The 7,285-nt window shown below is 54.6% G+C and carries 7 protein-coding genes; 2 read left to right on the forward strand and 5 right to left on the reverse strand.

The annotated features are described in order from the left end of the window. Positions 1–156: 156 nt before the first annotated feature. On the reverse strand, positions 157–1,068 hold the full coding sequence (locus VGJ94_02940; protein ID HEY3275551.1) for a pirin family protein: 912 nt from the start codon (positions 1,066–1,068) through the stop codon (positions 157–159). A 160-nt stretch (positions 1,069–1,228) separates the two neighbouring features. Between VGJ94_02940 and VGJ94_02945 the strand changes: the two genes are divergently transcribed. Further along, a complete protein-coding gene (locus VGJ94_02945; GenBank protein HEY3275552.1) occupies positions 1,229–1,816 on the forward strand; it encodes a VOC family protein in 588 nt (195 codons plus the stop codon). 186 nt (positions 1,817–2,002) lie between these two features. Here the strand turns inward: VGJ94_02945 and VGJ94_02950 are convergent, their stop codons facing one another. Further along, positions 2,003–2,644: a hypothetical protein gene (locus VGJ94_02950; protein ID HEY3275553.1), complete on the reverse strand. Its 642-nt coding sequence runs from the start codon at positions 2,642–2,644 to the stop codon at positions 2,003–2,005. An 88-nt stretch (positions 2,645–2,732) separates the two neighbouring features. Here VGJ94_02950 and VGJ94_02955 point away from each other — a divergent pair, with 88 nt between their 5' ends. Continuing rightward, a complete protein-coding gene (locus VGJ94_02955) occupies positions 2,733–2,927 on the forward strand; it encodes a hypothetical protein (GenBank protein ID HEY3275554.1) in 195 nt (64 codons plus the stop codon). Between the two features lie 42 nt (positions 2,928–2,969). Here VGJ94_02955 and VGJ94_02960 read toward each other — a convergent pair whose 3' ends face one another. The 3 genes from VGJ94_02960 to VGJ94_02970 form a co-directional block, all read right to left on the reverse strand. After that, entirely contained in the window at positions 2,970–5,741 is a 2,772-nt protein-coding gene (locus tag VGJ94_02960) for a hypothetical protein (protein ID HEY3275555.1), read from the reverse strand. A 109-nt stretch (positions 5,742–5,850) separates the two neighbouring features. Then, positions 5,851–6,219, reverse strand: a complete 369-nt coding sequence (locus VGJ94_02965) for a peptide chain release factor-like protein (protein ID HEY3275556.1) — start codon at positions 6,217–6,219, stop codon at positions 5,851–5,853. Positions 6,220–6,577: 358 nt separating this feature from the next. Beyond that, on the reverse strand, positions 6,578–7,285 hold a 708-nt coding region (locus VGJ94_02970; GenBank protein ID HEY3275557.1), incomplete at its 5' end, for an alpha/beta hydrolase.

A 7,285-nucleotide genomic window follows, 5' to 3' on the forward strand; every position in this document is an offset into this window, starting at 1 on the left:
TTTCTACGATCGGCCAGGTGAAGCCAACCAGAGCGCCGGTCTCAATGGCGTTCGCACCTATCCATTGTCCTGCGATTGCGAAGGATTTTCAAGGAAATTATTGAACAATCGACGACGGGGGGATCGTTTTCTTCAACAGGCCGACCCTTCGGCCATCTAACCGGTACTTTTTATGAATGTGCCCTGCTCGTACTCCTCGAAGGCTACCCTCAGCTCCTCTTTGCTGTTCATTACTATGGGGCCATACCAGGCGACCGGCTCGCCTATGGGCTCACCGGAGACGAGGAGGAAATTCAGGGGAGAATTTCCGGCAGTGATATGGAGAATGTCGCCATCCTCATAGAGGATGAGGCTTTCCTTTTCCAGAAGGCAGTCCCTGCGGAAATTGAAATAATTAATCTCTTTTATCTCGAATTGATAGGGATCGCGGCTTTCGTCGAAATAACCCTCTCCTTCGGTGATATAGGTAAAGACGGTATGGCCTCGTGCAGCCGGGCAGGCGAAGGTTGTCCTCGGGGGTAAAGTGATGTCGAGGTAGCGGGGATCGGTGACGATATCCTCCACCGGGCCTTTTACCCCTTCTATCTCTCCGGCAATTACTCTCACCCGGACCCCGTTCTCCAGGGCCACTTCCGGAATATCCGTGCTCTTGATCTCCCGGTAGCGCGGCTTCATCATTTTATGGGAGCCCGGGAGGTTGGCCCAGAGCTGAAACCCATGCATGAGCCCGTCTTCCCGGCCTTTGGGCATCTCCTGGTGGATAATGCCGCTTCCCGCAGTCATCCACTGAATATCGCCCGCGGAGATGACCCCGCGGTTCCCCATGCTGTCCCCGTGCTCCACCACGCCCTCCCGCATATAGGTGATCGTCTCAATCCCCCGATGGGGGTGCCACGGGAAACCCTTTATATAGTCCGCCGGGTTCGAGGAATGAAAATCATCGAGGAGGAGAAAGGGATCGAGCCTGGGGCACTCGTTGTAGCCAAAAGCCCGCTTCAGATGGACGCCCGCGCCCTCGATAGTGGGAACGCTCTTGAGCACTTTCCTGATCCGCCTCATCTTGTCCATGAATTCTCAACCTCTCACATTTTTATTTCTTCGAAAAGATAAGGCTTTTTTTGCCCGCGCGCAACCGGATAATCTCGCGTGTGCCGGCTTCCCATTGCGTTCCCACGATCCCGTGCTTTATGATAGGCTCAAGATATATTCCTAAAGATAAGGAGCCCCTATGAAATCAGCCGACATATCACGAATAGACCATGTCTCCATTGCGGTGAGGGACCACCGGAAGGCCGTCGACTTCTTCTGTTCCATCCTGGGGGCAGTGCCCGGCTCGTCCTCAATGGACGAGGAGTCGAAGTTCCTGGGCGCTGTTTTGTCCCTCGGAGACCTGAGCAGGATCGAGATCATCAGCCCTACGGAAGAAGGCAGCTTTCTCGACCCTTTCCTCGCAAGCCGGCAGGGCGTCCATCACATCTGCCTCCAGACCCCGGACATAAAGAAAACCGCAGCGCTCCTCAGATCGCAGAATATTCCATTCTTCGGCTACGATGAAGACAGCCCGGGGGAGTGGAAGGACCTCTTCATCCATCCCCGGGACGCCTTCGGGATACTGATTCAGATAGCGCAATTCGATCCCGCGTCTTTCATCGCGGAAGAGCTGAAGCTCAGGAAGGACGAGAGATGGAGGATAAGGCGCGAAGGCGACGCAATAACCCTGACCCTCGCCCACCCCGGAGGAGGCGCCCTATCCATAGACCTGGCCGCCCCCGAAGCAGCAGCCCTGGCCAAAGACCTGGAGAAGGCCATCGAGTAAGCATCGGCGTGCTGCACTAAGCGGGATAACCCGCGTATTGGGTTTAATTCACCCTAACCGGCAGTGTTCATAACACCCATATATATGCTTTTCACGAGAACAGGCAATTCTTTTCCCCGGCGCCCTTATTGATAAAATAATAGTAGCCGTCCAGGTGCGCAGTGGAACATACGAATGGGCTTTAGCTTACTGAATAAACGAGCTCAGCTCCGCGGTCAGGTAGGAGATGGAGGGTATACTGGCGAGCTCCGTCATCAGCAGATTGATGACTGCCTGGTTCCTGGTCGTCTTGGAGAGCTGGATATTGAGGGTCTCCGCATCCCTGAGCAGGTCCGCCCTCATCACATCATCGATGGCAGTATCGTCCAGGATCGCATTGATAATTCTGATGATATAGGGCTTCAGATCGGTGGCCGGCGCCTCTTCAGGCTTCCCGGCCGGCCCCCCCGCGATCATCGTATCCGGTGAAAACTGCACGATATCCGCCTCCGGCTCCCTCAACCACTCCGGGGTCGCATCCTCTTCCTTCAGAAAGGCCCTCGGATTCTCCCGGTACTTCGCGATAATCCCTGTCTCCCCTCCTTTTTCCACATAAGAGCCGCCTTCCAGATTGATAAGGGCGCTCACCTGCCCCAGAAGGTCCTGGGACAGCATGACGAGTCCCCTGTCCTCGAGGCTCCTCGCCGCAGCCAGGATCTCCGCGCCGTGGGTAATGCCCGCCAGGGTCGCAAATTCGGTTATGGGGAAAAAGAAGAAGCCGTGGGCCTCGGCTTCTGCTTTATCATAAAGGTATACCAGTAAAAGGTCTTCCCACTCCTGTCTGCTCACGGTCTCTCCTCGCAAATAATTGATTTCGTGTCCATAAGTATAGCAGATTTTATTTCTCATGACGGAAAAAAATAAGATAGACTCTCCTATGGCCTCTGAGAAGAAGAAGATCGACTGCTTTACGTGTACCCACTTCTACGTCACATGGGATTCCAGGTTCCCCAAGGGATGCAGGGCCATGGGGTTTAAATCGAGAGAGCTGCCGTCGGTCGTGGTATTCCGGAATTCGGGGATGGAATGCCTCCGGTACATGCCGAAGGATTCAGGCAACGCCCGTAAATAAATGCATGAAGGAATATCCCCCGCGACGAAGCCGGTTTTAGGTTTATTTCTTCTTCGTCTTTACCGGTGCGCGTTTTTTTGCCGTCGCCCCTTTGATCGGTTTTTTCCCTTTCTTCCCTTTCGCAGCCATTGGGCCCAAAAGTTTTGAGCCGTGCTTGCCTTTAAAGACCCGGGTAGTGGTGAGGAGGAAGGAGGCAATGAGGCTCGCGGCCCCGCCCAGCATCACAAACCAGCTACGGCAGGCGTTGATGTCGCTGAAAGTCGGCAGATCGAATCTCGTGAGAAGAGGGTTGAGCAAGCCGATCACCACAGGCAGGACAAAGACGCCCACGACGAGCACGGCTGCAAGAAGTATCAGAAAATACTTGACGAATTTGAAGCCGTTGAGGAGGATCTGCCGCCAGCCTTCGAGCTTCGTGAACTCGGATTCAATGCGGGCAAGCTCCGTCTTGATCTCTTCCCTGACGATCACGCATGTATCGAGCTCTTCGGGCGAGACAGGAGGGGGTGATTTCTTGGCGGCCAGGATTTTCTCCTGTATCTGTTCGAGCTGTTTATAATAGGAGTGAGTAAGCTTGGGAAAGCTGTAATCCAGAAGGAGGCCCAAATCTTTTTCCGTCTGACGGGCGAGGCTGTTGAGAAGCCTTTCCGCTTCTTTCCTCTGCTCCAGCACCGCATTCTTGCATATTTTAGTAATCGTTGCACCCATAGCGGTAATATCGAGATAGCCGAAATAGCTCCTGCTGTCGAGGAGGCTCTGGATCTCTGAACGCAGGCTCCTCACCTCCTGGAGGTCTTTTTCCCGAAGCACGGCAGTCGATTTCCGGATCTCTTCATCGACGGAATGAACGAGGGTTTCCGCCTCTTCCTTTACCTTTGTGAAAAGGCCCTTGAGATGATCGTTCACCCTTTCCTGAAAAGGCGCAAAGTCAGGGTCTATGAGGCTTTGAACATAATAGTTCCTGTCATCCATTATCAGTATGGAAAGTCTCTGAAGCCCCCCCTTCTCATCTCCCTCCTTGAGGCGGAACCACACATCCTCATAAAGAGCTTCGGGACACCCGGGATCGAGGACGAGAATGTCGCTCACGTTCCTCCGGGCGGTCTCCAGCCGGTCGAGAAGCCGGTTGAGACGGCAGAGAAGAAAATGAACGAAGATCCTGCTCGTATTCACCTTGGTATGTTTGAACGCCTTTTTCAGGTGGTACTCGGCCTCGGCCAGATCGCCCCTTTCTGCATAAAGGAAACCGAGAGTGCAGTAAATGCGGTAATCTTCGGGATGTTTTGCCACAGCCTCCTTGAGCAAGGATTCGGCGCGTACCCATTCGGATACGCGAAGGGAATCGAGGGCCAGCCACTGCTGCCCGCCTTTGCTCTCGGCATTTGAATCGGTTTTCTTACCCCACTCATTGCCCGGCGCGAAAAAGAGGCTCCTGAAAAAGCGGAGCTGAAAGATCTTATTGAGGTCATAGAATGTATCGAAGGCGGGCCCGAGGTGGGCGCTCTGTCCCTCCACCACATCTCTCCTGAACCTTTGGGGGTCCTCCATATCGGCTTTCAGGAATTTTCTGAAAAGGCTATTTATCTCCTTAACGGAAAAGTACCCGAGCTTTTCGAAACCCTTCGTATTATCCGGGAGATATTTCGAAGGACAATCAGCCGCCTTGTGCCGCCTGTTCCCGCAGTAGAAGCAGCGCCTTCCGTTGCCTGCGAATAGCTCCGGGCGATGGAGAAAGTCGGCTACTTCATCGCCGTCCTGCTCGAGCTCGAGAGCTACTTTCTGCCACGACGGAAGGGTGCTCGCCTCCTTTCCCGACACGACGGACAGCTCCCCTTTATTTCCGATAAAGGCGAGGGCCTCGTCGCTTATGTATATACTGCCGGGATCGACCCCGGACGCAGGGAAATGGCTCTCACTTATGGTGGGTATCCCCTCACCTCCCCGATCATAGAGGTGGATGAAAGCCTGGACCGGAAGAATGGTTTTTTCGTCTTCCTTCTCTAGTCTGTCCCGGATAAAACGAAGAAGAATATGAGCTGCCGTAGCGGCGGACCTGCCCTCGTCGATCACGAACCCGAGGGAGTTGTCCGGGAGAACCTGTTTCTTTACGATCCTATCGCTCCAGGTCCGGCCCTCTTCCCGGATGACGGTGGACCATAGGGATGGAAAGGAGCCGTCTGCCGCCGTCCAGACAGGACGGAAATAGAGGACTACGCATGTCCCCGGCTTATAATCGACTGCCTTGTCCCAATTCACACGGTACACCGGGGGTCCGTCCCACACTACCGCCTTGTGGAACACGCTCACCGGCTCGAAATGGACGCCATGGAGGTCCGCGGCTGCGTCATGGACGGGCTGGGAGACAAAAATCTGTGAGGGGCCTGCCCCGCGCGCCAGCCTGGTCGCCATGCCGACCACATCCGAAATCGTGCGTCCCGGCGCAACGGTATCTGCGAAATGGATCCCGATCCTCGTTTCCAGGGGCTCGCCCGCCGGCCCTTCAGCGACGGTCGTCAGTACGAACTGCTGAATCTTTACCGCAGCCTTTAGCGCCTCCTTTCCCTGGGTAAAGTAGGCGCGGATAGAGTTCTCCGCAGTACCTGAAGACCTTCCCCCGAATTCGGTCATTACCGCCAGCACATGTTCCATAATCGCGGTTTTTTTCTCCTCTAAATTATCCTGAGAGGCGGATATTTCGAAGAAAAAGACGACCACGGAATCGACAGGCTGGTGCGGCAAGGGTCCCTTTGACTGCGGCTCTTTATGTGGGTGATCGGCGGGCTTTTGCACCGCCGCATTTTCCTGTGCGGCCATAACTCTAATTTCCTTTATCGGTAGGTCCCAACTATTCTTTAGGGTTTTTTTTCAAAGAGATGAAAATTCAGTGAATTTGAGGAGAGAAGGGGGCGCTCCGGCCGGGCCGCTATTCCCACCGGTCAGCCCGGAAGGCGCGGGACTCCTTTTTTACCGACTGCATGTGCTTGAGCTCGAGTACTTTTTCCTTGGCCCGCTTCGACCGCTTCCTTTTCTGCCTTTTGATCTTCTCCACGCGCCGGCGCTCTTCGCTTTCCCTTCCCAGGGCGATATCTTCGATCTTTTGCACAAGAATTCGACGGGCAAGAAAGCGGTTTAATGCCTGCGAGCGCTCCTGCTGGCATTTCACCTCTATCCCTGTGGGCAGGTGTTTAAGGTAGACGCAGGTCGCCACCTTATTGACGTTCTGTCCCCCGGGCCCTCCGGACCGGATAAACTGCTCCACCACATCCGATTCCTTGATCCCGAGCCGGTTCATCCTCTCCTGGAGGGACTTAATTTTCTCAGCGCTTACGCCCAGTCTGGGTATAGTCATTATATGTGGGGGTCACGTCGCACAATTAATGGGCTCACGTCGCCCCTCCAACGGCATAAGCCGCTGGAGCCTCCCCTCTCGCTCGCTGTGCGAGCTAAACGCGCCGGAGAGGTTCCTCCTTTCTCAATCGTTGTATTCACGCGCAACATACGTGAATAGGGTGCATCTCGTTTTACAGCTACTTGCGTCGCCCGCGGTTTCTTGTTTTAACGCATCCCCCGCATTTCCGTTTTCCGATTACACGTTTTCCGATTTTTCTCTTTAACGCTTTAACGCACCACACACGCCCCTGCCTTTCCTTCTACCCTATGAATGCCCTGATGGCGCTGTTTACCTCTTCTCCTTTCTCGATCATCATCATGTGGCCGGCCTGTTCGATGAGTTTGATCTCCGACCCTTTGATCTTCCACTTGAGGTATTCGGAATATTTCGGCGGGGTGAGCAGGTCGGAAAGGGCGCAGAGGATCAGGGTGGGGCAGGTGATCTTTTCCGCCCTGTTCATGATATCGAATTTATCACAGGCGAGATAGTCGTTGTAGATGGTCCGGGCATAGCACTTCATCATTGCCTTGAATCCCTCTTCCTTTATCTCCGGCGGGGTCGTTCTTCCGAAGGCCAGATCTATGATCATCCTGACCGTCTTTTCTTTATCTTTTAATATTCCTTCGAGAAATTCCGGCATGACCCTCAGTTTCGCGCCCGTGCCGATGAGGATCAGGCCCTTCACCTTTTCCGGTGAGGAGAGGGCGAGGGACATGGCGATGGCGCCGCCCATGGAATGGCCCGCCAGATAATATCTGTCCAGTCCCATCTCGGCGAGCGTCCCCTGGACTGCCTCGCAGTACTCTTCGATGTTATCGGGTGCGGGCCCGGGAGAATCCCCGTGGCCCGGAAGGTCGAGGAGCACCACTTCCATTCGGTCCTGGAGCGCCCTCTGGGAGTACCATGAAAGGGAACTGCCTCCTGCTCCGTGCATGAATACGCACGCCTCGCCTTTTCCGTATCGTTC

The organism is Syntrophorhabdaceae bacterium, assembly GCA_036504895.1.
GTDB lineage: Bacteria > Desulfobacterota > Syntrophorhabdia > Syntrophorhabdales > Syntrophorhabdaceae > PNOM01.

Excerpts from the sequence above, each read along its gene's own strand:
- VGJ94_02965 (HEY3275556.1), bottom strand. The coding sequence starts at position 6,219 with ATGAACCGGCTCGGGATCAAGGAATCGGATGTGGTGGAGCAGTTTATC.
- VGJ94_02945 (HEY3275552.1), top strand. The coding sequence starts at position 1,229 with ATGAAATCAGCCGACATATCACGAATAGACCATGTCTCCATTGCGGTG.
- VGJ94_02960 (HEY3275555.1), bottom strand. The coding sequence starts at position 5,741 with ATGGCCGCACAGGAAAATGCGGCGGTGCAAAAGCCCGCCGATCACCCA.
- VGJ94_02955 (HEY3275554.1), top strand. The coding sequence starts at position 2,733 with ATGGCCTCTGAGAAGAAGAAGATCGACTGCTTTACGTGTACCCACTTC.
- VGJ94_02940 (HEY3275551.1), bottom strand. The coding sequence starts at position 1,068 with ATGGACAAGATGAGGCGGATCAGGAAAGTGCTCAAGAGCGTTCCCACT.